Origin of the sequence: Micromonospora sp. WMMD712, from assembly GCF_029581295.1 — a bacterium.
GTDB lineage: Bacteria > Actinomycetota > Actinomycetes > Mycobacteriales > Micromonosporaceae > Micromonospora > Micromonospora carbonacea.
In genome coordinates this window covers 7,257,136-7,282,580 of record NZ_CP120743.1, presented here as the reverse complement: position 1 = coordinate 7,282,580, position 25,445 = coordinate 7,257,136, and the positions used below count along the sequence as shown (strand labels likewise).

Below are 25,445 nucleotides of genomic sequence, written 5' to 3'. Positions count from 1 at the left end.
ACCGGGATGCACCACGCGAACCACTTCTACGGCCACGCGCACGTGCTGGCCCGCTACTGCGGCCTCGGCGACGGGCACCCGCCCCGGATCGACGGGTACGTCCAGCACGGCTGGAACATCGGCGACGGCCTCGCCCCCGGCCACCCGTACGTCGAGGGCACGCCGAGCCTGCTGTGGTCGGAGCAGACCCGGCGGCGGGCCTGGTCGGTGGGGCGGCGCAACGTCGTGGTGACCGGCGCGCCGTTCGCGTACCTGCTGGCGTTGCGCGCCGACGACCCGCCGGAGCCGCAGCGGGAGGGCACCATCTGGTATCCGTTCCACGGCTGGGAGGGCCAGCACGTGCGCGGCGACCACCGGGAGCTGATCGCCCGCATCCGCGCCACCGAGCCGGGCCCGGTCACCGTCTGCCTCTACTGGCACGAGTACGGCATGCGCCGGGTCCGCCGCCTCTACGAGCAGGCCGGGTTCCGGGTGATCTGCCACGGCTACCGGGGGCACTGGTGGAAGGACACCGACCCGCTCTTCCTCGACAAGCAGCTCACCGAGCTGCGCCGGCACCGCCGGGTCGCGTCCAACCGGCTGACCAGCGCCATCTTCTACGGCATCGCGGCCGGCTGCGAGCCCGCCGTCTACGGCGACCCGATGATCCTGGCCGACGAGGACCCGACGTTCGGCGGCACCGCCCGCATCCGCCGGCAGTGGCCGGACCTGCACGGCGAGTCGGTGCACCTGCCGACGGCGGTCGAGACCGCCCGCGCCGAACTGGGCACCGACCACCGTTGCACGCCGGCCGAGCTGCGGGAGCTGCTGGGTTGGGCGACCCTCCAGGAGGAACACGTTGACCACTGACACCTCGACCCGCATCGCCCTGCCCGGCGGGGAGATGCTGGCCTGGTCTGACCTGACCGGCCGGCGGCTGCCCGGCGGCGGGCCCCTCGCCGCGCTGGCCGCCCGGGTCGTCCCGGCCGGCGCGCGGGTGCTGCTGGCCGGGCCGCACGACCCCGCGCTGGTCGACCGGCTGGCCCACGCCGACGTCACCTGCCTGCTGCGCAGCTGGCCGGACGGGTCGGCGCTGGCCGAGGACCGGGCCGTGCGGGTGGTCGTCGGCGGCCCCGGCGGGTTGCCGGCCGACGAGACGTTCGACGTGGTGATCGCCGCCGCCGGCCTGGACGCGGTGGAGTCGGTGGAGGGGACCCCGGTCGGCTGGGACGGGCTGCTGCGCCGGCTCGCCGCCGTGCTCGCCCCGGGCGGGACCCTGCTGCTGCGGCTGGACAACCCGGTGGGGCTGGCCCGGATGGTCGACACCGCGCCCTGGTACGCCGGCCGCGACGACGCCGACTGGACAGTCGGCGGGGTGCTGGACGCCGGCCGCCCCGCCAACCTGGAGCAGGCGCGGCAGCGGCTGGCCGGGGCGGGGCTGCGCCCCGGCGGCTGCTTCGCCGCGTACCCCGAACCGGGCGCGCCGACCGCCCTCGTCGACGCCGACGCGCTGGCCGCGTACCCCGGCAGCGGGCTGCTGGACGCGGTGCTGCACGGCGCGTGCGCGCCGGGCCGCGCCGGCCGTCCCGTGCTCCAGGACCCGGCCCGGCTCGCGGTCGACGCGCTGCACGCCGGGCTGGGCGCCGCGCTCGCCCCGGGCTGGCTGCTGCTGGCCCACCGCCCGGCCCCGACCGTTTCCGCCTCGGCCGCCCCCGCGGTGGGCGACCCGCCGGACCCGGCCGGCACCGCCCCGGGTGCGGCCCGGACCGCGCCGGCCGGCCCCGGCGGGCTGCCGGTGCTGTGGGTGCAGACCGGGCCGCCCGGGATCGGCGTGGTGGAGGTGACGGCGGCGGCGGACGGCTGGCGGTGGCGGGTGCCCGGCCCGGTCGCGGCGGCCGCCGACGCGCCGTTCGCCACCCGCGCGGCGGCCTGGCGGGACCCGGCCGTGCTCACCGGCGCGGTGCCCGACGGGCGGCTGCTGCGCACCGTGCTGCTCGACGCCTGCCTGCGCCGCGACCTGGCCGCCCTGCGCCGGCTGCTGCGCGGGTACGCGGCCTGGCTCGACGCGCACGCCGACGACGCCGGGCGGCTCACCGGCGCGACGGCCCTGGCCAGCCTCGACAACGTGGTGCTCGCCGACGGCGGGGCCGCCCCGGCCCGCGACGCCGCCGGCGCGTCCCCGGGGTTCGCGGTGCTCGACCCGAGCTGGCGGGCCAGCGACCCGTGGCCGCTGGACGTGACGCTGGCCCGGGGCCTGTGGCGGTTCGCCGCCGCCCTGGCCACCGGCGGGTACGCCCACCCCTGGTCGTCCACCCTCGACGTGGCCGGGCTGACCGTGGTGCTGGCCGGCACCGCCGGGCGCGACCTGGACCGGGCGACGGTGACGGCCGCCGTCGACGCGGAGGTGGCGGTCACCGCGGCGCTGCGCGGGTTGGACGGCGCCGACCGCGTCGCCCTCGCCGACGAGGTGCGCGCCGTGGAGCCCACCGCGCCCCCGGTCGGCCTGGACAGCCACCAGCAGCTGCGCGAGGCGTGGCTGCGACAGAAGGCGGAGCTGACCCGGGTGACGGCCCTGCTGCGCTGGACGGAGGAGCTGCTCACCTCCCGGGAACGGGCGCTGCGCCGGGCCGAGGCGACCATCAACCTGCTCAGCGGCTCGCTCAGCTACCGGGTCGGCCGGCTGGCGATCACCCCCGCCCGGCTGGCCAAGCGGGGCGCCCGCGCGGCGAAACGGCGGGCCAAGGACGCCCTCGCGCCCCGGCGCGCCGAGGAGGAACAGCAGTGACCCGGATCGTGGGGATCGTGCAGGCCCGGATGGGCTCGTCCCGGCTGCCCGGCAAGGTGCTGCGGCCGCTGGCCGGGCGCTCGGTGCTCGGCCGGGTGGTCCGGGCCGCCGCCGACGGCGGGGTGCTCGCCGACCTGGTGGTCGCCACCAGCACCGACGCCGTCGACGACGCGGTGGCCGCCGAGTGCGCCCGGCTCGGCGTGGCCTGCCACCGGGGCCCCGTCGACGACGTGCTCGACCGGTTCGTGGGCGCGCTCGACGCGCACCCCGGGGACGCGGTCATGCGGTTCACCGCCGACTGCCCGCTGCTCGACCCGGAGATCGTCCGGCTGGTCGCCGACGTGTACCGGGCCGTGCCGGGGCTCGACTACGCGAGCACGTCGATCGCCCGGACGCTGCCGCGCGGGCTGGACGTGGAGATCATCCGGGCGGACACGCTGCGGACGCTGCACCGCATCGCCACCGACCACCACCGGGTGCACGTGACCTCGTACGCGTACACCCATCCGGAGCTGTTCCGGGTGCTCGGGGTGACGCTCACCCCCGACCGGTCGGCCCTGCGGCTCACCCTCGACACCGAGCAGGACTGGGCGCTGGTGCGGGCGGTGGCCGACCACTTCGGCGACGTCAGCGTCCCGCTGGCGAAGCTCGCCGACTGGCTGGCGGGCCAGCCGGCCCTGCGCGCCCTGAACGCCGCCGTGCGGCAGAAGCGGCTGGAGGAGTCCTGAGCACCGTGCGCGTCGGGGTGCGCTGCGACGCCGGGCCCACCCGGGGGGTGGGGCACCTGGTGCGCTGCCTCGCCCTGGCCGAGGAGTTCCTCGCCCGGGGTCACCGCGTCGAGTTCTTCGGCACCGTCGAGGGCGTCGGCTGGGCGGGCCGGCAGCTCGCCGCCCGGGGCATCCCGCTGCACCCCGGCCCCGAGCGCCCCGCCGACCTCGTGGCGGCGGCCCGCCGGCACGGCCTCGACGTGGTGGTGCTCGACTCGTACGAGCTGGACCCGACCGGGGCGGGGGCGCTGCGCGCGGCGGGGGTGGTGACCCTCGCCGTGGTCGACGGCGACACCCGGGGGCAGGACGCCGACGTCTACCTGGACCAGAACCTGGGCGCGGCGCACGGGCCGCTGCCCGGCCGGCTGCTCGCCGGGACGGCGTACCCGCTGCTGCGCGACGCGGTGGTGGCCGCGCGGCCGGCGACGCCCCGCCCCGCGACGCCCGTGGCCCGGCCCCGGGTGCTGGCCTTCTTCGGCGGCACCGACGCGTTCGGGGCGGCCCCGGTGCTGGCCCGGGTCCTGCTGGCCACCGGGCACCCGATGGACCTGACCGTGGTCGTCGGCCGCGCCGACGTCGAGGCGGAGCTGGCGGCCCTGACCCCGGGCCGGGGGCAGGCGGTGCGGCCCGTGCCGCCCACCGACGACCTGCCCGCCCTGGTCACCGCCGCCGACCTGGTGGTCAGCGCCGCCGGCACGTCCACCTGGGAGTTGTGCTGCCTCGGCGCGCCGGCCGCGCTGGTGTGCGTGGTGGACAACCAGCGCGAGTCGTACGGCCGGGTGGTGGACGCGGGGCTCGTGGCCGGCCTCGGCGAGCTGCCCGCGCTGGCCGCCGCCGGGCTGCCCGGCCGGACGGCCCGCGCCGGGGCCGCGCGGACGCTGCGCGCCCTGCTCGACTCCCCCGAGCGCCGGGCCGCTCTGGCCGCCCGAGCCTGGGCCACGGTCGACGGGCGCGGCCGGGCCCGGGTCGCCGACGCGGTGCTCGCCCTCGTCGGCGCGCCCAGCCGCAGCTAGCCGCCCACGGAACGCCCCGCGCCGCCGCCCGCCGGGCAGCCGCTCCGGCTCAGGGCAGCCGCTCCACGCTGACCCGTTCGCGCAGCTCGGGCCGGGCGGCGAGCAGGTCCTCGACGATCCTGGCCGCCGCCGCGTCGGCGGCCAGGAACCGGATCGGCCCCGGGACCGCCGCCACCACGGCGGCGCTGCGGGCCGGCTCGGCCAGCGGCAGCCGGTACACCGCCGGCCCCGACGCGCCGGCGGTGCCCTGGAGGGTGGAGACGAACAGGGTGACCAGGTAGCCCTCGCGGCGGCGGTCGCTCACCACCACCGTCACGGTGCCCGGCGCGGCCGGCGGCCGGGCCAGCGCGCGGGCCGTCGACGCGGCCGGGCCCGGGCGGGCCAGCGACCCCGACCACCAGGCCGCCGCCCAGGTGGTGACCCGGTCGCCGAACGGCTGGGCGAAGAGCCCGGTGCCGCGCGGCAGCCCGGCCGCCCCGGCGCAGGCCGCCACCAGCGCGACCGCCACCGCCCACCGCGCGCCGGCCCGCTGCCCTGCGGTCCGCCGGCCCGTCCCGCCGCCGGCCCGCGTGCCGGGCACGGTCCGCCCCGGTGGCGGCAGCAGCAGGGCCAGCGCGCCCGCGCCGACGAGCAGCACCGCCAGCAGCAGGTGCAGCGTCTTGCCGTAGTAGTAGCGCGGGTCGGTGCCCAGCGCCCGGAAGTAGAGCAGGAACCCGGCCGCGAACACGCCCGCCGCGGCGAGCGCGCCCGCGTAGCGCCGCCACACCGGCAGCCGCCGGCCCGCGACCAGACCCGCGCCGACCAGGCCCACGAGGGCCAGGAACGCGTCGTAGCGGGGGAACACGCCGCCGCCGGTGGCCACGTTGTCGACCTGGTCGGTGCGCAGCAGGCCGGCGACGGCCGGCAGCGGCGTCAGCACCGCCGCCACCGACATCGCCACCGCCAGCAGCCGCGGCCGGCGACGCAGCCGCCGCCGGTCCCGGACCAGCCACGCCGCCACCAGCGCCGCGACCACCGGCAGGAACATCAGGTACGCGAAGCCGACCGTCACGCACAGCGCGCCGACCACGGCCACCTGGGTGCCGGTGCGGGCCACCGGCCGGCAGGTCACCGCCACCAGCAGCACCGCCGCCGCCAGCCCGAGGCTCTCGCCGGGATAGCCGTAGACGACGAAGCGGGCCAGCTCGGAGCCGAGGCAGGCGGCCGTGACCGCGCCGGTCAGCGCGAGGGCGCGGGGCAGGTCGAGCCACGGGCCGGCGAGCCGCTGCGCCGTCCACGTCACGGCGAGCACCAGCAGCCCCCACGCCCCGACCGACCAGCCGAGGTAGTGGTCGAGGGCGTCGGCCGGCCCGGCGGGCGCCGTCGAGGAGCGCAGGAACGTGTCCAGCAGCGCCGCGGTGAGGTGGAAGCCCTGCGGATACCAGACCATCGGCTCCGGGGCGATCCGCGCCGCCGCCTGCGGGTCGGTGAACAGGTACCCGCCGACCGCCCGGATGCCCTCCACCGTGGCCAGGTGCCGGCTGTTGTCCTCGCCCGTCATCGCGTACGCGAGGCGGCCGGCGAGGTCACCGGCGCGCAGGTACGGCCAGGCCAACGCGACGGCGGCCAGCAGCGCCGCGCCCACCGGCAGCGCGTCGGCGGCGACCGGACGGGGCAGCCCCGGCCGGCGGCCGGTGGCCGCCGCGATCCCGAGCAGGACCGTCGACGCGGTCCCCGCCACCGGCACCGGGTGCAACCCCCACGGCCAGGCCGAGAAGAGCAGCCCGGCGGCGCACGTCGCGCCGGCCAGCAGCGCGCCGGCCAGCACCAGCCGGTCCAGCAGGGTCCGGCCGCCGCGCAGCAGCCCGGCCGTCAACCCGAGCAGCACCAGCGGCAGCAGCCCGGCCAGCCCCGCCGCGTACGCCAGCAGGGGCCCGACCCACGCGACGACGAGCCACCCGACCAGCCGGCGGGCGGGCCAGGCCGGGCGGCCCGGCGGCGGCTCCGGCGGACCGGCCGGCGCGACGACGGTGGCGGACTGGCTCTGCACCCGGCCACGCTAGGCCCGGCCCGGCGACGGGCGGCGACGTCCACGTGTGCGGCAGGTGACCGGCGGGTGACGGACCGGACCGCGCTCGCACACGCGTACGAAATGCCAGGTAGGCTGCGGGGCATGTCCGGTGCCGCCTACCAGCCGTCGATGCTCGACCTCGCCGCCGACGGGCCGTCGCCGGGCCCGCTCGCCGGGCTGCGCCGGCACCCGCTGAGCCGGGGCGCCTGGGTCGACCACCTGCCCGGCTGGGTGCGTGGCTCCGACGCCGTCCTCGACGTGCTGCTCGCCGACGTGCCCTGGCGGGCCGAGCGCCGCACGATGTACGACGCGCGGGTCGACGTCCCCCGGCTGCTCTGCTGGTATTCCGGCCACCGCGAGCTGCCCCACCCGGTGCTCACCCGGGCGCGGGCGGCGCTGACCGCCCACTACGCCCCCGAGCTGGGCGAGCCGTTCGTCACCGCCGGCATGTGCCTCTACCGCGACGGGCGCGACAGCGTCGCCTGGCACGGCGACACCCTCGGCCGCTCGGCGCACACCGACACCATGGTCGCCATCGTCTCGTTCGGCGCGCCCCGGCCGCTGCTGCTGCGCCCCCGCGGCGGCGGCCCCGGCCTACGCTTCCCCCTCGGCCACGGCGACCTGGTGGTGATGGGCGGCTCCTGCCAGCGCACCTGGGAGCACGCGGTCCCGAAGACCGCCCGCCCCGTCGGCCCCCGGGTCAGCGTCCAGTTCCGCCCCGCCGGGGTCGCCTGAGCGCAGCCCACGGCTCCTCTGCTAGAAACGACTTCCAGGGTCCCCGCCCCGCACCGCCGTCGACGCGAAAGGGCGCCGCGATGACCCAGACCCCCGCCGAGCCACGCTCCCGCTGGTCCCCCTGGTCCCTGCACGGCGACGGCCGCTCCGTCACCCCCGGCGACGTCGTGCACCCCGGCGAGCGGCTCTCCTGGCCCCGCACCGTCGGCGTCGGCGTGCAACACGTCGTGGCGATGTTCGGCGCCACCTTCACCGTGCCGCTGATCACCGGCTTCCCGCCGGCCACCACCCTGTTCTTCTCCGGCGTCGGCACCCTGCTCTTCCTGCTGATCACCGGCAACCGGCTGCCGTCGTACCTCGGGTCGTCGTTCGCGTTCATCGCCCCCGTGCTGGCCGCGAAGACCGACGGCGGCATCGGCCCCGCGCTCGGCGGCATCGTCGTGGCCGGCGCCGCCCTGGCCGCCGTCGGCCTCGTCGTCCAGCTCGCCGGGGCGCGCTGGATCGACGCGCTGATGCCGCCCGTGGTCACCGGCGCCATCGTGGCGCTGATCGGGCTCAACCTCGCCCCCGTCGCCTGGGACGGCGGCGGCAGCGGCACCGGCGTCAAGGCCCAACCGCTGATCGCCGTGCTCACCCTCGCCGCGATCCTGCTCGCCACCGTCGCGTTCCGGGGCTTCGCGGCCCGGCTGTCCATCCTGCTCGGCGTCGTCGTCGGCTGGCTCGTCGCCGCCGCCCTCGGCGGCCTCGACCCGAAGGCCGTCGACGGGCTGCGCAAGGCGGCGTGGATCGGCCTGCCCGAGTTCCACGCGCCGAGCTTCAGCCTGCGCGCGACGGTGCTGGTGATCCCCGTGATCCTCGTGCTCATCGCCGAGAACGCCGGGCACGTCAAGGCCGTCGCCGCGATGACCGGCCGCAACCTCGACCGGGACATGGGCCGGGCGTTCCTCGGCGACGGCCTGGCCACCATGCTCGCCGGCTCCGGCGGCGGCTCCGGCACCACCACCTACGCGGAGAACATCGGCGTGATGGCGGCGACCCGCGTCTATTCCACCGCCGCGTACTGGGTGGCCGGGCTCGCCGCCGTGCTGCTCGGGCTCAGCCCCAAGTTCGGCGCGCTGATCCTCACCGTGCCGGCGGGGGTGCTCGGCGGCGCGACCACCGCCCTGTACGGCCTCATCGCCGTCCTCGGCGCGCGGATCTGGATCGAGAACCGGGTCGACTTCCACGACCCGGTCAACCTGATGACCGCCGCCGTCGCGCTGATCGTCGGCGCGGCCAACTACACCCTCACCAGCGGCGAGCTCTCCTTCAACGGCATCGCCCTCGGCACCGCCGCCGCCCTGGTCGTCTATCACGGCATGCGCCTGGTCGCCCGCCTGCGCGCCCCCACCCCGTCGAGCTGACCGGGGCGGGGGCACGGCGGGCTCAGTCGCGTTCGATCTGGTGGCCGACCACCGTGGGACCCAGCATCACGGCGAAGCCGCTGCCGTCGCGGCGCGGGTCCGCCGGGGGCAGCTCCACCGGGTCGCCGGTCGCCGTCGCGCCGACCGGCCGGGGGCCGACCCACGCCACCACCAGATCCGTCTCGCCCTTGAGGAACCGCTGCGCCCGCACCCCGCCGGTCGCCCTCCCCTTCGCCGGGTACGCCCCGAACGGCGTCACCTTCACCGTCGCCCCGGTGGACGTCACCACCATCGGCTCGCCGTGGGCCGGATCGTCCTCCCGGACCGCGCCGAAGAAGACCACCCGCGCCCCCGCCGGCAGATTGATGCCGGCCATGCCGCCGCCCTTCGTCCCCTGCGGACGCACCGCCGACGCCGGGAAGCGCAGCAGCGACGCCTCGGACGAGACGAACGCCAACGCCTCCGCCCCGTCGGTCAGCCAGGTCGCCCCGACCACCTCGTCGCCCTCGCGCAGGCCGATCACCTCGAACTCGTCGGAACGCACCGGCCAGTCCGGGGCGCACACCTTCACCACGCCCTGCCGCGTGCCCAGCGCCAGCCCCGGCGAGCCCTCCCCGGTCGCGCCCAGCGGGGCCAGCCCCACCACCGACTCCCCCGGCTCCAGCGGCACCAGCTCGGCGGCGGACATCCCGCCGCGCAGCGACACCGTGCCGGCCTGCTCCGGCAGCACCGGCAACGGCAACACGTCGATCTTGAACGCCCGGCCGGCGCTGGTCACCAGCAGCACCCGACCCCGGGCCGTGGAGTGCACCAGCGCGCGTACGGCGTCGTGCTTGACCCGGCCGCTGCGCCGACGCCCCTCGGACGCCTCCTCCGACTCGGCCGCGGTGCGGGCGACGAGCCCGGTGGCCGAGAGGATCACCTGGCACGGGTCGTCGGCCACCTCCAGCGGACCCGCCGGCGCGGACGCGGCCAGCACCTCCTTCAGGTCCCCGTCGACAAGCGTCGTGCGCCGCTCGGTGCCGAACTTCTTCACCACGGCGGCCAGCTCGTCGGAGACGACCTTCCGCAGCACCTTCTCGTCGTCGAGGATCGTGGACAGCTGCGCGATCTCCTTGCGCAACTGCTCCTGCTCGGCCTCCAGCTCGATCCGGTCGAACTTGGTCAACCGCCGCAGCGGAGTGTCCAGGATGTAGCTGGCCTGGATGTCCGACAGCTTGAACTGGCGCATCAGGCCGTCCTTGGCGGCCTGGGCGTCGTCGCTGCCCCGGATCAGCCGGACCACCTTGTCGATGTCGAGCAGGGCGATCAGCAGGCCGTCGACCAGGTGCAGCCGCTCCTCCCGCTTGCGCCGCCGGTAGGCGCTGCGCCGGGTCACCACGTCGTAGCGGTGCCGCAGGAAGACCTCCAGCAGCGCCTTCAACCCCAGCGTCTGCGGCTGCCCGTCGACGAGGACCAGGTTGTTGACGCCGAACGACTGCTCCAGCGGGGTCAGCCGGTAGAGGTCGGCCAGCAGCGCCTGCGGGTTGACCCCCACCTTGCACTCGACGACCAGGCGGGTGCCGTTCTCCCGGTCGGTGAGGTCCTTGACGTCGGCGATGCCGGTAAGCCGCTTCGTCTTGTTGACCTCGTTGGTGATCGCGGCGATGACCTTCTCCGCGCCCACGCCGTAGGGCAGCTCGACCACGGTGATCGCCTGCCGGCCCCGGCTGCCCTCCAACGGGCCGATCTCCACCCGGCCGCGCATCCGCACCACGCCGCGCCCCGTCTCGTACGCCCGGCGCACCTCGTCGAGGCCGAGCAGCACGCCGCCGGTCGGCAGGTCGGGGCCGGGGACGAACTCCATCAGCTTGTCCAGGTCGGCGTCCGGGTGGTTGATCAGCCACCGGGCGGCGGAGACGACCTCGGCCAGGTTGTGCGGGATCATGTTGGTCGCCATCCCGACCGCGATCCCGGACGCGCCGTTGACCAGCAGGTTGGGGAACGCCGCCGGCAGCACCGTCGGCTGCGTGAGCGAGCCGTCGTAGTTGGGCTCGACGTCGACGGTGTCCTCGCCCAGCTCGCCGACCAGCAGCATCGCCTCGTGCGACATCCGGGCTTCCGTGTTGTGGTTGACGAAACCACCAGCGAGGAACGAGTGATCAGCCGTTTCCACCCGGACGGAATAAACCTCGGCTGGCTCGCAACGCACCACCTCGGTGACCCGCTCAAAGCGGTAACCCGAGTCCATGACCGGCAGGATCGTCGCGAGGACCTCGGCATCCTTGATCCGGTCGATGATGCGCAGACGTTCGGTCTCCCACCGTTCAACCCGGTCGAAGTTGTGCTTGGTCAACCACTTTCGGCCGCTGCCCCTGCGGTCGAAGTCCAACGCGCCGCGGACATACTCACCGACGAACGGGACATGGTCCTTGCTGAGGCGATGGGCACGCAGCGGCGAGTGGGCCAACACCGTCTCCAGCTTCGCCTGCTTGGTGCGCAGGAAGCCGACCCGGTTTCCGAACGCCTTGATGTTCCGCAGGCCCGAGACGACCAGTCGGTGTTCGACGGAACCGCTCGGCCGGGTGTACTGGCGACGACAGGCGATGACGCCGAACTCCGCCAGCAGTTCCTGAACCTCCCGCACGAGTCGCTCGCTGTAGCTCGTGTACTGGATGGTGAAGCTCTCATTCGCCACTCGGACCCCGCCGTCGCCCTCGAAGAGCGCCATGAGAAAGGCCCGCTTCGTGCCCCATCCACCGTTCCACACGAACTGCGGAACGAACTTGTCCCGCGCCTGGTGGCCGACGAACTCGCCCAGCGGGCTTGCCCGGAAGGCATCCATCCCCCCGGCGTGCTCTTGGACATCCAACTCCCAGACTCGCTTGCGATCGCGGCGGGTATGCCGCTCGCTCACGTAGCGCCGACCGCCCACGATCTGGTCGTAGGCGTGCAGCACCTCGTCGAAGAAGTGCGAATCAGTGTTGTTGAAGCCCGCCCTGGCCTCGCTCGCCCACCCCTCTGACGCCCACGCACCGCCGAGCACGCCGAGCATGTACTCCCTGGCCGTGGGGACTACCTGCGACCAGGCGTTGCGGGCGATGCACACGACCGTGTCGGGCGTGATCTCGTCGAGTCGCCGCCACTGGAAGATCGGCACCCCAAGCGGAGCCTCAAGGCAGAGCACGAGGTGGTTCTCGCTTCCGCGCAGCGAGAAGCCCAGCTCGGTGCCGATGCGGACGGTGGGGTGTACGCCGGAGTTGAAGACCTTGCTGACCGAGACGGCTTTCCCGTCCTTGTCGAGCACCTCGAAGTCGACGTCCGCCTCGCTGTCCGGCACAAGGTCGACAAGATCAGCTATCCGAGGGCTCGATCCGTCTGCCAGACGGATCCGGGTATCACCCGTGACGCAGTAGCGCGCCGCTGCCGGGCCGTCGTCCGGGCTCCCGAAGTTTCCATGCCCGTCGATGAGTGGGACGTTGAGCGAGAAGTCCTGGGCGAGCCGGACCATCGCGTCGTAGATGGCGGTGTCGCCGTGCGGGTGGTAGCGGCCCATCACGTCGCCGACCACCCGGGCCGACTTCACGTGCGCCCGGTCGGGCCGGTGCCCCGCCTCGTGCATCGAGTAGAGGATGCGCCGGTGCACCGGCTTCAGGCCGTCGCGGGCGTCGGGCAGGGCCCGGGAGTGGATGACCGAGAACGCGTACTCCAGGTAGGAGTCGGAGACCTCGGTGACCAGCGGGTTGTCGAAGACCCGCGCGCCGGCCTGGTCGAAGGCGGCCAGGTCCGCCCGGGGACCGGTGTTCTTACGGCGTGCCATGGTTCAGCTCTCTCCTGCGCGGGCCACGGTCGGGCGGCGGTCGTCGGCCCGGCGGGCCGGGGCGGGGCGGGGGCGGGTGGTCGTCATGCGTCGATCGCGTCCCGGTCGACCCGGTCGGCGGACTCGATCAGCCAGTTGCGGCGCGGCTCGACCTTCTCCCCCATCAGCAGCTCCAGGATGCGCTCGGCGGCGTCGACGTCGTCGAGGGTGATCCGGCGCACCGCCCGGGTCGCCGGGTTCATCGTGGTCTCCCACAGCTCGTCGGCGTCCATCTCGCCGAGACCCTTGAACCGGGGGATCGGGGTGACGATCTGCCTGCCGGCCTTCTCCAGCTTGCGGACCGTCGCCTCCATCTCGGCCTGGGTGTAGGTGTAGGTCGTCTGCGGGTTGCGCCCCTTGGTGGTGATCTTGTGCAGGGGCGGCATCGCGGCGTAGAGCCGGCCGGCCTCGATCAGCGGTCGCATGTAGCGGGCGAACAGCGTGATCAACAGGGTACGGATGTGCGCGCCGTCCACGTCGGCGTCGGCCATGATCAGCACCCGGCCGTACCGCATGGACGACAGGTCGAAGGTGCGGCCCGAGCCGGCCCCGAGCACCTGGACGATCGCGGCACACTCGGCGTTGTCCAGCACCTGCTGGAGGTTGGCCTTCTGCACGTTGAGGATCTTGCCGCGGATCGGGAGAAGCGCCTGATATTCGGCGGTACGCGCGACCCGGGCGCTGTTGTGGACGAACACCCCGGCTTCGAGGGCGAAGTTGTGGTAGCCGTCGACCGTCAGGTCGTAGACGTCCGCCGTCTCGTCCAGCGGCTCGACCGACACCACGCGGTGGTTCACCAGGCAGGCCGCCTCGTTGTTGCGCTTGTCGATGTCGATGTGGTGGCGGACGTTGCCATTGGTCGCGCTGTCCCGGCCGTGCCGCAGGTTCCACGCGTCCGCCAGGTAGTGGGTGTAGACCCACTCCTCCTTGTCGTTCATCCAGACCCGCTCGTACCCCTGGAGCTTCTGCCCCTCCGCCTTGCTGGACAGGCTGCGGTAGAGCGGCATCAGGGAGTCGCCTGGCGCCAGCGCGTCGGCGCGCCGGTAGGAGCCGTCGCGTAGGCGGAACAGGTGATCGGGGGTGCAGCGCACGGTCTCGCCGTTGTCGATGGTCACCCGCACGAGCGGGGCGTCGCGTTGCGTGAGCCGGGGCTCCACCAGCGGAGCGACGACGACGCGGCCGGCCCTGTTGGTGGTGTAGCCGAAGTGGTTGATGCCCTGGGCCCAGTCGGCAGCAAGATCGGCGAAGGAGCGGCTCCGGCCGGACGCCAGGGCGACCATCGTGTCGCCGGTGAAGCACCCGAGCGCGCTGTCGCCCTCGACGATGAACAGCTCGCTCCGGTCCACCCCGGTCGCGCGGCAGTCGACCAGTTTCGGCGGCATCGACGCGCCCTCCAGGGCGGTCTTGCGGCGGGCCGCGTCCTTCTGCTGCTTCTGGGTGAGCCGGACCCGGGCCGCGTCGACGATCTTCTGGAGGACCGTGCGGGCCTCGGCCTTGGTGCGGCGGTCCTCCAGCCACGCCTTGACGTGCGCCTCGACGAGGCCCTGGAGCACCTTCGTGATGCCGGCGGTGGACAGCTCGTCCTTGGTCTGCGAGGTGAACTGCGGCTCGGGGATGCGCACGTGCACCACGGCCGTCATGCCCTCCAGGACGTCGTCCAGGGTGGGCGCGTCCTCCTTGGGGCGCAGCAGGCCCCGGGCGGAGCGGGCCGCCTCGGCGAGGGTGCGGGCCAGGGCCCGCTCGAAGCCCTTGCGGTGGGTGCCGCCGTGGGCGTTGCGGATGGTGTTGGTGAAGCACTCGACGGTGCGGTCGTAGCCGGTGCCCCAGCGGAACGCGATCTCGACCTCGGCCCGCCGCTGCACGTTGGACTGCATGACGCCGTTGGCGTCGGCGGCGTTCTCCCGGTAGGTGCCCTCGCCGGCGACCAGCAGCGTGCCGGTGACCGGCCGGTCGCCCGCCGGGGCGAGGAACTCGACCATGTCGGTGAGGCCGTTGGGGAAGTGGAAGGTCTCCTCGACCGGCTCCTCGCCGGTCTCGTCGCGCAGCAGGTAGCTCACGCCGGGGACCAGGAACGCGGTGTTGCGCACCTTGAGCCGCACGGCCTCGGCGTCGAGCGTCGCGCCGGTCTCGAAGTAGCGGGCGTCGTGCCAGTAGCGGATCGAGGTGCCGGTGCGCTGGCCGCGCTTCATCGGGCCGAGGACCTGGAGGCCGGGGCCGGGGGTGAAGGCGGCGTCGGGGCCGGGGCCGGCGAAGACGCCGGGCACGCCGTGCCGGAAGGACATGGCGTGCACCTTGCCGCCGCGGCGCACGGTGACGTCGAAGCGCCGGGAGAGGGCGTTGACGGCGGACGCGCCGACGCCGTGCAGGCCGCCGGAGGTCTTGTAGCCGGAGCCGCCGAACTTGCCGCCGGCGTGCAGGCGGGTGAGCACCAGCTCGACGCCGGAGATGCCGGACTTGGCGTGCACGTCGGTGGGGATGCCCCGGCCGTCGTCGTCGACCTGCACCGAGCCGTCGGCGTGCAGGATCACCTCGACGCGCGTGGCGTGACCGGCGACACCCTCGTCGGTGGAGTTGTCGAGGATCTCGTTGACGAGGTGACCCACGCCACGGCTGTCGGTCGAGCCGATGTACATGCCGGGGCGCTTGCGGACGGCGTCCAGCCCCTCGAGGTGCGTCAGGTCGTCGGCCCCGTAGAGCGTCTCAGGCTGTGCGGTCAACTGGTCGTACTCCCAGGTCTCGGCGGTGGTGGTGCCGCTCACCGGCTCGATCACCTCGCGCGGCGCGCCGCAGCGAGCCTAACGGGCAGGTGGGACAGGACGCCGGCACCCCGCACCTCGGGCCGCGCCGCCTGCGGCGCGGGCGCCCGGGCCGGCGGGCCCGTGAGCGCCCCGGCACCGGGGGTCAACGCCGCCGGGTCCGCGGTTCATCCCGTTCCCCGACGGTACGCCGCCCGCCGGCCCCGGCCGGCGACCCCCTGATCCGGCCACGGGTCGTTGACGCCCGTCACGCGCCCGTGATGTGATCACCGTCTCGTAGAAACTTTCATATTTCCATGGATGGATGGAGGACGCGCATGTCCGTGTTCCGTCGTACCGCGCTCGCGGCGGCGCTGACCGTCGCGGCGGCGGCGCTGTCGACCGCCGTCGCGCCGGCCTTCCCGGCGGCGGCCGGCCTCCCCACCGCGGCCGTGGCGCTCGGTGACAGCTTCATCAGCGGCGAGGGGGCCGGGTCGTACTCCCCCGTCGTGGACGTCAACGGCGTCAGCCAGGGCTTCCCCGGCTGGGACGCGCCGAACAGCAACGCGTACTTCTGCCACCGCTCGCCCAACGCGTCGCTGTTCCAGGCCGACCTGCCGGGCATCACCGACCGGTTCAACCTGGCCTGCTCGGGCGGCCAGCCGTACGACATCGCCGGGGCCTCGGTCAGCCGGGCCAAGGGCCGCTCGGTCGCCTCGCAGCTCGACCAGCTCCGCGCGGTCGCGCAGACCCACGACATCGACCTGGTGCTGATCGGCCTCGGGTCGAACAACAGCTCGTTCACCTTCGGCAGCGTGGCGGAGAAGTGCGCCAACCGGTTCATCGCCGACGCCTGGACGGGCTGGTGGGAGTTCTGGGCGTACCTGGGCGGGCCGGTGCCGCAGGAGCCGTGCACCGACGCGGACCTGGCCACCTCGGCGCAGTTCAGCGCGGCCACGGCGGAGACCACGGCCGCCGTGCGGCAACTGCTGGCCACCCTCGACCAGATCGACGCCGACGGCCAGCACCGGGTCGTGTTCCAGGACTACACCAACCCGCTGCCGTTCGACCTGGCCTCGAACTACTGGGAGGAGGACGGCCGGGAGGACGACCGGGACAAGTTCCGTGACCTGGGCGCGGAGCGGTACGCGGCCGGCTGCCCGATCCACCGCGCGAGCCTCGCGCCGGGGCACCGCTTCTCCACCGGCCTGGGCACGCTGGTCCGCTCGGTGCGCGACAGCCTGGCCGGCGAGTTCCCGGCCGACGACCTGGTCTACCTGAACGTGCAGCGGGCGTTCGACGGCGCCCGGCTGTGCGAGCAGCCGACCAGCCCCTCGGGGGCGCTCGCCACGCCGATCCGGCTGATGGACGGCCCGAGCGGCAGCTTCGTGACCAGCCTCTCGGGCAAGGACAAGATCGACATTCAGCGGATCGCCAACACCTGCGTGTCGTACTTCCAGACCTGCCAGGAGTCGTGGCACCCGAACGTGGCCGGGCACAAGGCGCTGGGGCGCTGCCTGACCGGCGCGGCCGTCACCGCCAGCCGGGCGGTGGCCTGCGTCCGCGGAACCGACGGCACGATCACGGTCAGCTGAGGCGCAAGGAAGGGCCCCCTGTTAACGCATTCTGTTGCACAGGGGGCCCTTCCTAACCACGGCGGGCGGCGCCGAGGACGTGCGGGGAGGCCGGCATCGGCACCAGCGTGTCGGGGAAGTGGAACCGGTCCAGGTCGGTCAGCGTGAAGCCGGCCGCCTCGATCGCGGCGACGGTGTCCCGCCCCGTGTGGCAGCCGCCGCAGACCAGCGGCCAGCAGGTGGCGTCGACGAGGCGCTGCGCCCGGCGCAGCGGGCCGGGCCGTTCGGCGCGTACGTGCTCGAAGAAGCGCAGTTGCCCACCGGGGCGCAGCACCCGGTGGGCCTCGCGCAGCGCGGCGGCCTGGTCCGGCACCGAGCAGAGCACCAGGGAGAACACGACGGCGTCGGCGCGGCCGTCGGCGACGGGCAGCGCATCGGCCAGCCCGGCCGCCACGGTGACCGGCACCGGCGCGGCGGTGGCGGCGTCCCGCGCGGCCCGGCGCAGCCGGGGTTCCGGCTCGACGGCGAGCACGGCGGCGACCGTCGGCGGGTAGTGCGCGAAGGCCCGGCCGTTGCCGGCGCCCACCTCGACCACCCGGCCGTGCAGCCCGGCCGCGGTCCGGCTGCGGTGCGCGCCGACCCCGGCCCGGTCCATCACGTCGGTGGCCCGGCGGTAGAGCCGGGCGAAGACCGGACGGGAGACCCCGGACATCGCACCCCCCTCTCGCCCGTCCGAGCCTAGCCCGCCGGGTCACGGGCGGGCCGCTCAGAGCGGCAGGGCGGCCGGCGGCGGGGTCGGCCGGGGGCCGAGGGTGAGCAGCAGTGGGCCCGCCGCCCCGTCGACCAGGTCGGCCAGCCGTGTCTCGTCGAGCACGGCGAGGAACGCCGCCTGCGCGCGGCGCAACTGCCCGCGCAGCCGGCAGTCCACCGCCAGCGGGCAGGCGGGCTGCTCGCAGGGGACCACCTCGTCGTCGCCCTCGAACGCGCGGACGACCGCGCCCACGGTGAGGTCGCCGGCCGCCTCGGCGATGGCCACCCCGCCCGCGCGGCCCCGGATGGTGACCAGCACCCCGAGGCGCTGCAACCGTTGGACGACCTTGGCGACGTGGCTGCGGGGCAGCGCGAGCCGTTCGGCGAGCTCGTCCACCGTCGTGCGCGCCGGGGCGACGGCGGCCAGCATGGCGATGCGCAGCGCCATGTCGGTGGACCGGTTGAGCTTCACACACCGACCCTAGCCAGCGGGTCCGTCCTGCGGCACGGGCCGGAGGGCCGGTGCCCGCTGTGATCCGGGCTACGCCCGACCCGGGACCTTCGACCCTGAAGAGGAATCTGAGATTCCTGTTTATTGGGCGCATCGGCAGCCCGGCGGACCGCGCCGGGCCCGGACAGCGCCGGGCGGCAGGCCGGCCCAACCGCAGGAGGACGCGTGCTCACGGAATCTTCGGCAGCAGTGGTACGGGCGACCCTGCCCGCGGTGCAGGCGCACGGCGCGGCGATCACCGGCCGGTTCTACCAGCGGATGTTCGCCGCCCATCCGGAACTGCTGGACCTGTTCAACCGGGGCAACCAGGCCACCGGGGCGCAGCAGGCCGCGCTGGCCGCCGCCGTGGTCGCGTACGCGGAGCACCTGGTCGGCCTCAGCGACGTGCCGTGGGGGCCGATCATGGACCGGATCGCGCACAAGCACGCCTCGCTCGGCATCACCCCGGCGCAGTACACCATCGTGGGGCGGCACCTGCTCGCCGCCGTCGGCGAGGTGCTCGGCGACGCGGTCACCCCGGAGGTCGTCGCGGCGTGGGACGAGACGTACTGGCTGCTGGCCTGCGAGCTGGTGGCCCGGGAGGCCCGGCTCTACCAGGGCGCGGGGGTCGCCGAGGGCGAGCCGGTCTGGCGGGCCTGGCGGGTGGCCGAGCGGGTCCGGGAGACCGCCGACGTGGTCTCCCTCGGCCTGGAGCCGGTCGACGGCGGCGACGTGCCCGGCTTCGTCCCCGGCCAGTACGTCTCCGTCGCGGTCGACCTCGACGGCGGCCGGGGCCGGCAGATCCGGCAGTACAGCCTCTCCGGCCGCCCGGGGGCGGCACGCTGGCGGATCACCGTCAAGCGGGTCCGCGGCGCGGCCGGCGCGCCCGACGGGATGGTCTCCGCCTTCCTGCACGACCGGGTCGCCGTGGGTGACGCGCTGCGGCTGAGCCCGCCGTTCGGTGAGGTGAGCGCGGTGGCCGGGGACGGGCCGCTGGTGCTGGTCAGCGCCGGCATCGGGCTCACCCCGGCGATGTCCGCGCTGGAGCATTTGGCGGCCACCGCGCCGCAGCGGCCGGTGACGCTGGTGCACGCCGACCGGGCCGGCACCGCGCACGCGCTGCGCGACGAGCTGCCCCGGCTGCACCACGCGCTGCCCAACCTGCGCACCGCGCTGTGGTACGAGGAGCCGGACGGGGCCGACGGTCGCCTCACCGGGCTGCCCGTGCGGGTCAGCGCCGGGCGGGTCGACCCGGAGCTGATCCCGCTCGCCACCGACGCCCACGTGCACCTGTGCGGGCCGCTGCCGTTCATGAACCAGGTCCGGGGCGGCCTGCTGCGCCGGGGCTTCCCGAGCGACCGGATCGCCTACGAGGTGTTCGGCCCCGGCATGCTGCGCGACGCGGAGTAGGGCGGGGAGGGCGACGCGGAGCAGGGCGGAGAAGTCGGCGGTCCGCCGGTTAGGCGGCGGGGGCGAGGGTAGGGACTCTGCCATGCGCATCGCGATGATCTCGGAGCACGCCAGCCCGCTCGCCGTGCCCGGGGGGCAGGGCACCGGGGGGCAGGGCACCGGCGACGGCGGCACGGGCGGGGAGGACGCCGGCGGGCTGCACACCCACGTGGCGGAGCTGGCCGCGGAACTGAGCGGCCAGGGTCACGACGTGCGCGTCTACACCCGCCGCGACTCCCCGGCCCTGCCGGACGCGGTGCCCACCGGCGACGGTTACCAGGTGTGGCACGTGCCGGCGGGACCGGCCCGGCGGCTGCCCTCGGACGAGCTGCTGCCGCACCTGGGCGAGTTCGGCCGGTGGCTCGCCGGCCAGTGGCGCGACGGCGGGTGGCGGCCCGACGTCGCGCACGCCCACTTCTGGACGAGCGGGCTGGCCACCGTGCACGCGGGACGCCGCGCCGGGGTTCCGGTGGTGTTGACGTACCACGCGTTGGGCGCGGCGGCGGCCCGGCGGCAGCGGGACCCGCGCGACACCGGCCCGCCGGGGCGGCTCGGCTACGAACGCGTCCTCGGCCGGGCGGTGGACCGGGTGGTCGTGCAGTCCCAGGAGGAGTTCGGCGAGCTGGTCCGCCTCGGCGTTCCCCGGTCCCGGATGGCGCTGGTCCCGGCCGGGGTCAACGAGCGGATCTTCCGCCCGGACGGCCCGGCCGCTCCGCGCGACCCGGCCCGCCCGCGCGTGCTCACCGTCGGCCGGCTGGTGGAGCGCAAGGGCCTCCAGGAGGTCGTCCGGGCGATGCCGGCCGTGCCGGACGCCGAGTGCGTGATCGTGGGCGGCCCCCCGGCGAGGCTGCTGCCCGCCGACGGCTTCGCCGGCCGGCTGACCGCGCTCGCCGAGTCCTGCGGGGTGGCCGACCGGGTCCGGCTGGTCGGCGCGGTCCCGCGCACGGAGCTGGCCGCCTGGTACCGCTCGGCGGACGTGCTGGTCACCGCCGGATGGCACGAGCCGTTCGGGTCGACCGCGCTGGAGGGCATGGCCTGCGGGGTGCCGGTGATCGGCACCGACGTGGGCGGCATCGCCGACACCGTCGTCGACGGCCTCACCGGCGACCTGGTCCCGCCCCGCGACCCGCGCGCGCTGGGCGTGGCCATCCGCCGGCTGCTCGCCGACAACGTGCGCCGCTTCGCGTACGCGACGGCGGCGCTGGACCGGGTCCGCAGCCGGTACTCGTGGCGGCGCTGCGCCGAGCAGCTCGCTGCCGTGTACGCGTCGGTGGGCGTCGTCGCCCGGCCGGCGCCGGCGCTGGCCTGACGGCCCCTGGCCCGCCCGGCCGCGCCCGACGACGCACCCCGCACCCCGCACGCACCGCCCGGCGGGCCGGCGAAGTCCCCGCCGACCACCCCAAGCTACCCGCCGGTAGCTTACGGCCGTAGGCTGGGCCGGTGAGCGCGCCCGGGGAGTACACGCAGGAGTACGTCGACGTCGACGGGGCCCGGCTCGGGGTGCAGGTCCACCCCGAGCCCGACGGCCCGCCCGGTGCCCCGGTCGTGGTGATCTGGCCCGCCATGGGGGTGCGCGCCCGCTACTACCGCCCCTTCGCCGCGCACCTGCGGGCCGCCGGCCTCGCCGTGGTCGTCGCCGACCTCCGCGGCACCGGGGAGAGCACACCCGCGCCGAGCCGCGCCTGCCGGTACGGCTACGCCGAGCTGGCCGCCGACGTGGGCGCGGTGCTGGCGGCGCTGAAGCCCCGGCTGGACGGCCGGCCCACGATCCTGCTCGGGCACTCCCTCGGCGGCCAGGCCGCCCTGCTGCACCTGGCCCTGCACGGCACCGGCGCGGTGGACGGGCTGGCCCTGGTCGCCGTCGGCGTCCCCTACTGGCGGCACTACCAGGGGCCACGCCGGTTCGGGGTGCTGCCGTACAGCCAGGGGATCGCCGCGACCGCCCGGCTGCTCGGCGTCTGGCCCGGCTGGGGGTTCGGCGGCCGGCAGGCGCGCGGGGTGATCCGGGACTGGGCGTACACCGCCCGCGCCGGCCGCTTCCCCGCCCTCGACGGGGTGGACGTCGAGGCGGCGCTGCGCACGCTGGACCTGCCGGTGCTGGCGCTGAGCGTCGACGACGACCAGTACACCCCGCACGCCGCGCTGGACCACCTCTGCGGCAAGCTCCCCGCGGCCACCGTCGTGCGCGAGCGCCTCACCTCGGCGCAGGTGGGCGCCCCGCTGGACCACTTCGCCTGGGTACGCGCCAGCGGGCCGGTGGCCGCCCGGGTGGCGGCGTGGGCGGCCGGCCTGCCGAAGGCGTGACCGGCTCCCTTCCCGTGCGTAGTCGCGCGATCGGTGGGTATGCCGCAGCGCCCGTACGGTTGGAAGGGGATCAGATGTCCGAACGACACACCGCCCTGCGCTCGATGCACGACCTCGGCCTCGCCGCCTGGTTCGGCGGCTCGCTGATGGGTGCGCTCGGCGTCAACGGCGCGGCTGCGCAGATCAACGACTCGACCCAGCGGCTCCCGGTGGCCTCCGCCGGGTGGTCACGGTGGACGCCGATCAACGCGGCGGCGATCGGGGCCCACCTGGCCGGCGCGGTCGGCGAGCTGGCGACCGAGAGCCCCCGCATGCTCGCCCAGTCCGGCGTGGGCCGGATGAGCGCCGTGAAGACGGCCCTCACGGTCGGCGCGCTGGCGGTCACCGGCTACAGCCGGCTGCTGGGCATGCGGCTGCAACGGGCCGGCGGCCCGTCGGTCGAGGGGATCACCGAGCCGAACCCGCAGACGCCGGCCGACGTCGCCTCCTACCAGCGGCAGATGCGGCTGCTCCAGTGGACGATCCCGGCGCTCACCGGCGCGCTGGTGGTGGTCACCGCGTACATGAGCGAGCAGCAGAAGCCCGGCCAGGTGTTCCGGGGGATGATCGGCCGGGTCGGCGGGCTGGCGAGCGCGCCGAAGACGATCGGCAAGGTGGCGGCGATGGGCGCGGCCAAGCGCCAGATGGCCATGTCCGGCCGCTGACCGTCCGCCGCGCGCCGCTCCTGCCCCGCCGCCGCCACGCCGCGGGGGCGGGAGCGGCGCGGGCGGGCGACGCCCGTACGCAACCGACCAGCGGCGCGCCACCCGACCCCGCGCCGTCGGGGCGCGCCTTCCCCGACGACAGCGCGGACGGTGACCTGCCGGACAACGCCCTGGAAAAGGCGACCGGCATGCGCCCGGAGGGGATCAGCCGCCGCGGCTGACCCCGGCGGGCGCGACGGCCACCCCGCCGACGAGCTCGGCCAGCCGGGCGGCGTCGCGCTGGGCCTGGCCGCCGCAGCAGTTGTTGAACAGCACGTGCAGCTCGTCGACGCCGCCGGCCAGCTCGGTCAGCAGCTCCGCCCAGGCGCGCAGCTCCCGCTCGTCGTAGGCGTACCGGAACTTGTCCTGCTTGTCGCCGCTCTCCCAGGCCGCGCTGTGGCCGTGGAACCGGACCACCGCCGGGTCCGCGGTGGCGACCAGGATCGGCGGCACCGACGAGGCGAACCCCTGTGGCATGTCCACGCAGACGAAGGAGAGGTCGTGCTCGCGCAGGTGGGTCAACGTGCGCAACGCGGTGGCCTCGTCGGCGAACCAGGAGCCGTGCCGCAGCTCGACGCTCACCCGCCAGGGGCGCAGCCGCGCGGCCGTGGCGACGATGCGCCGCTCGGCGGCGGCGCTGCGCGCCAGCCACGGCGGAAACTGCAACAGCACCGCGCCGAGCCGGTCGGCCGCCGCGATCGGCTCCAGCGCCGCGCGGAACCGGCTCCACAGCTCGTCGTACGCCCCGGCGGGCAGGTCCCGGCGGCGCACGCGCGACAGGCCGCCGGCCGGGCGCAGGTCCCGGGGCAGCACCGAGGCCGGGGTCGGGTGGCCGGTGAAGAGGCTGAACGCCTTGACGTCGAAGGTGAAGCCCGGCGGGGTGGCGGCCACCCACCCGGCGGTGGTCTCCGGCGCGGGCACCGCATAGTACGAGGTGTCCACCTCGACCAGCCCGAACCGTTCGGCATAGAAGCCGAGGCGGCCGGCGGGGGTGTTGACAGCGCGCGGATACCACCCCGAGCGCAGCAGCAGCTGGTCGGCCCACGAGGACGTGCCCACCCTGATCCCACCCATGTGGATCAGTGGACCGCGTCCCGGCCGGATCGGCAACCGGAGCGCCGCCCGCCCGGTCGTCGGGTGGCGGAGAGTGTCGGTGGGTCCGCATAGGTTGGTCGGGTGATGACCAGTGAGGATGGCGGCATGACCAGTCCCGGGCAGCTCCGCACCGGCGAGCGGGCCGACCTGTTGCAGGCCCTGCGCCAGCACCGCGCGTTCCTGCGCAGGACCGTGGACGGCCTCACCGACGAGCAGGCCGCGCGGCGCAGCACCGTCAGCGAGCTCTGCCCCGGCGGGCTGATCAAGCACGTCGCCCTCACCGAGCAGTCGTGGCTGCGGTTCGCCGTCGACGGCGCCGACGCGATGCGGGCCGGCCAGGAGGACTGGGCCGACGGGTTCCGGATGGGCGACGAGACCCTGGCCGCCCTGCTCGACCGCTACGCCCGGGTGGCCGCGACGACCGACGATCTGGTCGCGACGCTCGACCTGGACGCCGCCCACGCGCTGCCCGCCGCCCCCTGGTTCGAGCCCGGGGCGACCTGGTCCGTGCGCCGGGTGCTGCTGCACGTGATCGCCGAGACGTCCCAGCACGCCGGGCACGCCGACATCCTCCGCGAGGCCATCGACGGCGCGAAGATGATGGGCTGAGCCGGCCCGTCCGGTGGCGATGTGACGCCCGCACGCCCGATGGCGCTGAGGGACACGAGATGAACGCACACCGGATGGACCAGGAGACCGTCGAGCGCCTGCTCGCCGGCTCCGTCGGTGACCCTATCGGCGGCTCGGTCGGCGGCCCCCGGCGCGACCAGGAGCCGCTGGTCCGGCTCCTGGCGGCGGTCCGCGCCGCTCCGAGCCCCGACGAGCTGCGGGGCGAGGGCGCGGCCCTGCACGCCTTCCGGCTGGCCCGCGCCGGGTCGGCCGGGCCGGTCCGGGCGCGGCCCACGCTCCTCGCCGGCCTGTTGAGCGCGAAGGCCGCGCTCGCGGCGCTGGCCGTCGCCGCGACCGGCGGGGTCGCGCTCGCCGCCACCCACGGCGCGTTGCCCCAGCCGTTCGACGGGGCGGGCGAGCGGGCGGAGGCACCGGCGAGCGGGCGGCCCGCGCCGAGCCGGTCGCCGGGGCGCACCGCCGGCTCGCCGGGGGGCCTCCGCGACCCCCGGGTCCCGCCGGCCCCGCTGGTCGTGCTCTGTCACCGCCTGCGCGCCGAGGCTGCGGCGGACGAGGCCCTCGCCGCGCCGCGCTACGCGGACCTGGTCGCCGCCGCCGGCGGCCCGGACCGCGTGGTGAGCTGGTGCGCCGAGGCGGTCGCGGCGTCCGCCCCGGCCGCCGCGACCCCGGCCCCACCGCCGACCCCGGACCCGACGGGCGGGGCAGGCGGCGACGGGCCGGGCGGGCGGCCCGGCCGGTCCCCGGCCACCCCCACGCTGCCGGCTGGCCCTCCGTCGGGCGGCCCCGCGTCGCCAGGGAGGCCCACGGTGCCGCCGACCCCACCGATGCCGGGACCTCCGTCGGCGCCGGCGGGCCGACCCGCGCCGGCCGACCGGTCCATGCCGGCCACCCCGGCGGGTGGCCGGCCCACGACGACACCCACCAGCCGGCCCGTCCCGGCCACGCGCGGCGCAGGGTGACACGCCGAGTTGGCGGTACGTTGTCACCGGAGACCGCCATTGCGGTGCACAGTGTCACCTTCCCGTCACTCATTCAGGTAGCGTCCGAAGTGGCGAGTCGTCGGACGAGGGGCGAAACGACCCCAGTTCGCCCACCCGGGAGGCAGCCA

General features: G+C 75.6%; 18 protein-coding genes and 3 pseudogenes. 13 read left to right on the top strand and 8 right to left on the bottom strand.

All coding sequences use genetic code 11. The features are described from left to right. The first annotated feature begins 6 nt into the window (after positions 1-6). The 4 genes from O7633_RS30860 to O7633_RS30845 are packed head-to-tail and all read left to right on the top strand — an operon-like array spanning position 7 to position 4,544. A complete protein-coding gene (locus O7633_RS30860; protein WP_282324914.1) occupies positions 7-849 on the top strand; it encodes a hypothetical protein in 843 nt (280 codons plus the stop codon). Continuing rightward, on the top strand, positions 839-2,764 hold the full coding sequence (locus O7633_RS30855) for a class I SAM-dependent methyltransferase (protein ID WP_282324913.1): 1,926 nt from the start codon (positions 839-841) through the stop codon (positions 2,762-2,764). The genes O7633_RS30860 and O7633_RS30855 overlap by 11 nt, the downstream gene beginning before the upstream one ends. Next, positions 2,761-3,492 carry a glycosyltransferase family protein gene (locus O7633_RS30850; protein WP_282324912.1) on the top strand — a complete coding sequence of 244 codons (732 nt, stop codon included), beginning with the start codon at positions 2,761-2,763 and terminating at the stop codon, positions 3,490-3,492. The genes O7633_RS30855 and O7633_RS30850 overlap by 4 nt, the downstream gene beginning before the upstream one ends. Beyond that, the gene (locus O7633_RS30845; RefSeq protein WP_282328688.1) at positions 3,489-4,544 is read left to right on the top strand and encodes a spore coat protein; all 1,056 of its coding nucleotides are present in this window, start codon (positions 3,489-3,491) and stop codon (positions 4,542-4,544) included. The genes O7633_RS30850 and O7633_RS30845 overlap by 4 nt, the downstream gene beginning before the upstream one ends. Before the next feature lie 49 nt (positions 4,545-4,593). On the opposite strand, the gene O7633_RS30840 is transcribed toward O7633_RS30845, so the two are convergent. Continuing rightward, entirely contained in the window at positions 4,594-6,573 is a 1,980-nt protein-coding gene (locus O7633_RS30840) for a hypothetical protein (protein ID WP_282324911.1), read from the bottom strand. 123 nt (positions 6,574-6,696) lie between these two features. Here O7633_RS30840 and O7633_RS30835 point away from each other — a divergent pair, with 123 nt between their 5' ends. Then, positions 6,697-7,329, top strand: a complete 633-nt coding sequence (locus O7633_RS30835; RefSeq protein WP_074475798.1) for an alpha-ketoglutarate-dependent dioxygenase AlkB — start codon at positions 6,697-6,699, stop codon at positions 7,327-7,329. An 80-nt stretch (positions 7,330-7,409) separates the two neighbouring features. Beyond that, complete coding sequence (locus tag O7633_RS30830; protein ID WP_282324910.1) at positions 7,410-8,732, top strand: solute carrier family 23 protein; 1,323 nt, start codon at positions 7,410-7,412, stop codon at positions 8,730-8,732. A 22-nt stretch (positions 8,733-8,754) separates the two neighbouring features. Here O7633_RS30830 and O7633_RS30825 read toward each other — a convergent pair whose 3' ends face one another. The 4 genes and pseudogenes from O7633_RS30825 to O7633_RS33205 all read right to left on the bottom strand — a co-directional run. Continuing rightward, the gene (locus O7633_RS30825) at positions 8,755-12,531 is read right to left on the bottom strand and encodes a DNA gyrase subunit A (RefSeq protein WP_282324909.1); all 3,777 of its coding nucleotides are present in this window, start codon (positions 12,529-12,531) and stop codon (positions 8,755-8,757) included. An 83-nt stretch (positions 12,532-12,614) separates the two neighbouring features. Beyond that, a pseudogene (locus O7633_RS33215) lies at positions 12,615-13,253 on the bottom strand (toprim domain-containing protein); the annotation flags it as partial. Positions 13,254-13,259: 6 nt separating this feature from the next. Further along, positions 13,260-13,895: pseudogene (locus O7633_RS33210) on the bottom strand (hypothetical protein); the annotation flags it as partial. Next, positions 13,869-15,329 (bottom strand): annotated as a pseudogene (locus tag O7633_RS33205) (ATP-binding protein); the annotation flags it as partial. The pseudogenes O7633_RS33205 and O7633_RS33210, both read right to left, overlap by 27 nt. 314 nt (positions 15,330-15,643) lie before the next feature. Between O7633_RS33205 and O7633_RS30815 the strand changes: the two are divergent. Beyond that, positions 15,644-16,900 carry a hypothetical protein gene (locus O7633_RS30815; protein ID WP_278133647.1) on the top strand — a complete coding sequence of 419 codons (1,257 nt, stop codon included), beginning with the start codon at positions 15,644-15,646 and terminating at the stop codon, positions 16,898-16,900. Between the two features lie 52 nt (positions 16,901-16,952). Here the strand turns inward: O7633_RS30815 and O7633_RS30810 are convergent, their stop codons facing one another. Beyond that, entirely contained in the window at positions 16,953-17,591 is a 639-nt protein-coding gene (locus O7633_RS30810; protein WP_282324907.1) for a class I SAM-dependent methyltransferase, read from the bottom strand. Between the two features lie 54 nt (positions 17,592-17,645). Next, positions 17,646-18,101 carry an Rrf2 family transcriptional regulator gene (locus tag O7633_RS30805; protein WP_282324906.1) on the bottom strand — a complete coding sequence of 152 codons (456 nt, stop codon included), beginning with the start codon at positions 18,099-18,101 and terminating at the stop codon, positions 17,646-17,648. A gap of 204 nt (positions 18,102-18,305) precedes the next feature. Between O7633_RS30805 and O7633_RS30800 the strand changes: the two genes are divergently transcribed. From O7633_RS30800 to O7633_RS30785, 4 genes are all read left to right on the top strand, one after another. Continuing rightward, positions 18,306-19,529: a globin domain-containing protein gene (locus O7633_RS30800; RefSeq protein ID WP_282324905.1), complete on the top strand. Its 1,224-nt coding sequence runs from the start codon at positions 18,306-18,308 to the stop codon at positions 19,527-19,529. Positions 19,530-19,611: 82 nt separating this feature from the next. Next, positions 19,612-20,877, top strand: a complete 1,266-nt coding sequence (locus O7633_RS30795) for a glycosyltransferase (protein ID WP_282324904.1) — start codon at positions 19,612-19,614, stop codon at positions 20,875-20,877. Between the two features lie 131 nt (positions 20,878-21,008). After that, entirely contained in the window at positions 21,009-21,872 is an 864-nt protein-coding gene (locus O7633_RS30790) for an alpha/beta fold hydrolase (RefSeq protein ID WP_282324903.1), read from the top strand. Positions 21,873-21,946: 74 nt separating this feature from the next. Further along, on the top strand, positions 21,947-22,576 hold the full coding sequence (locus O7633_RS30785; RefSeq protein WP_278133641.1) for a hypothetical protein: 630 nt from the start codon (positions 21,947-21,949) through the stop codon (positions 22,574-22,576). Between the two features lie 204 nt (positions 22,577-22,780). Here the strand turns inward: O7633_RS30785 and O7633_RS30780 are convergent, their stop codons facing one another. Further along, positions 22,781-23,689: a DUF72 domain-containing protein gene (locus O7633_RS30780; protein ID WP_282324902.1), complete on the bottom strand. Its 909-nt coding sequence runs from the start codon at positions 23,687-23,689 to the stop codon at positions 22,781-22,783. Positions 23,690-23,815: 126 nt separating this feature from the next. On the opposite strand from O7633_RS30780, the gene O7633_RS30775 reads away from it, so the two are divergent. Together O7633_RS30775 and O7633_RS30770 are read left to right on the top strand one after the other, a co-directional pair. Continuing rightward, complete coding sequence (locus O7633_RS30775; protein ID WP_282324901.1) at positions 23,816-24,319, top strand: DinB family protein; 504 nt, start codon at positions 23,816-23,818, stop codon at positions 24,317-24,319. Positions 24,320-24,378: 59 nt separating this feature from the next. Continuing rightward, entirely contained in the window at positions 24,379-25,296 is a 918-nt protein-coding gene (locus tag O7633_RS30770; RefSeq protein WP_282324900.1) for a hypothetical protein, read from the top strand. Positions 25,297-25,445: the final 149 nt, after the last annotated feature.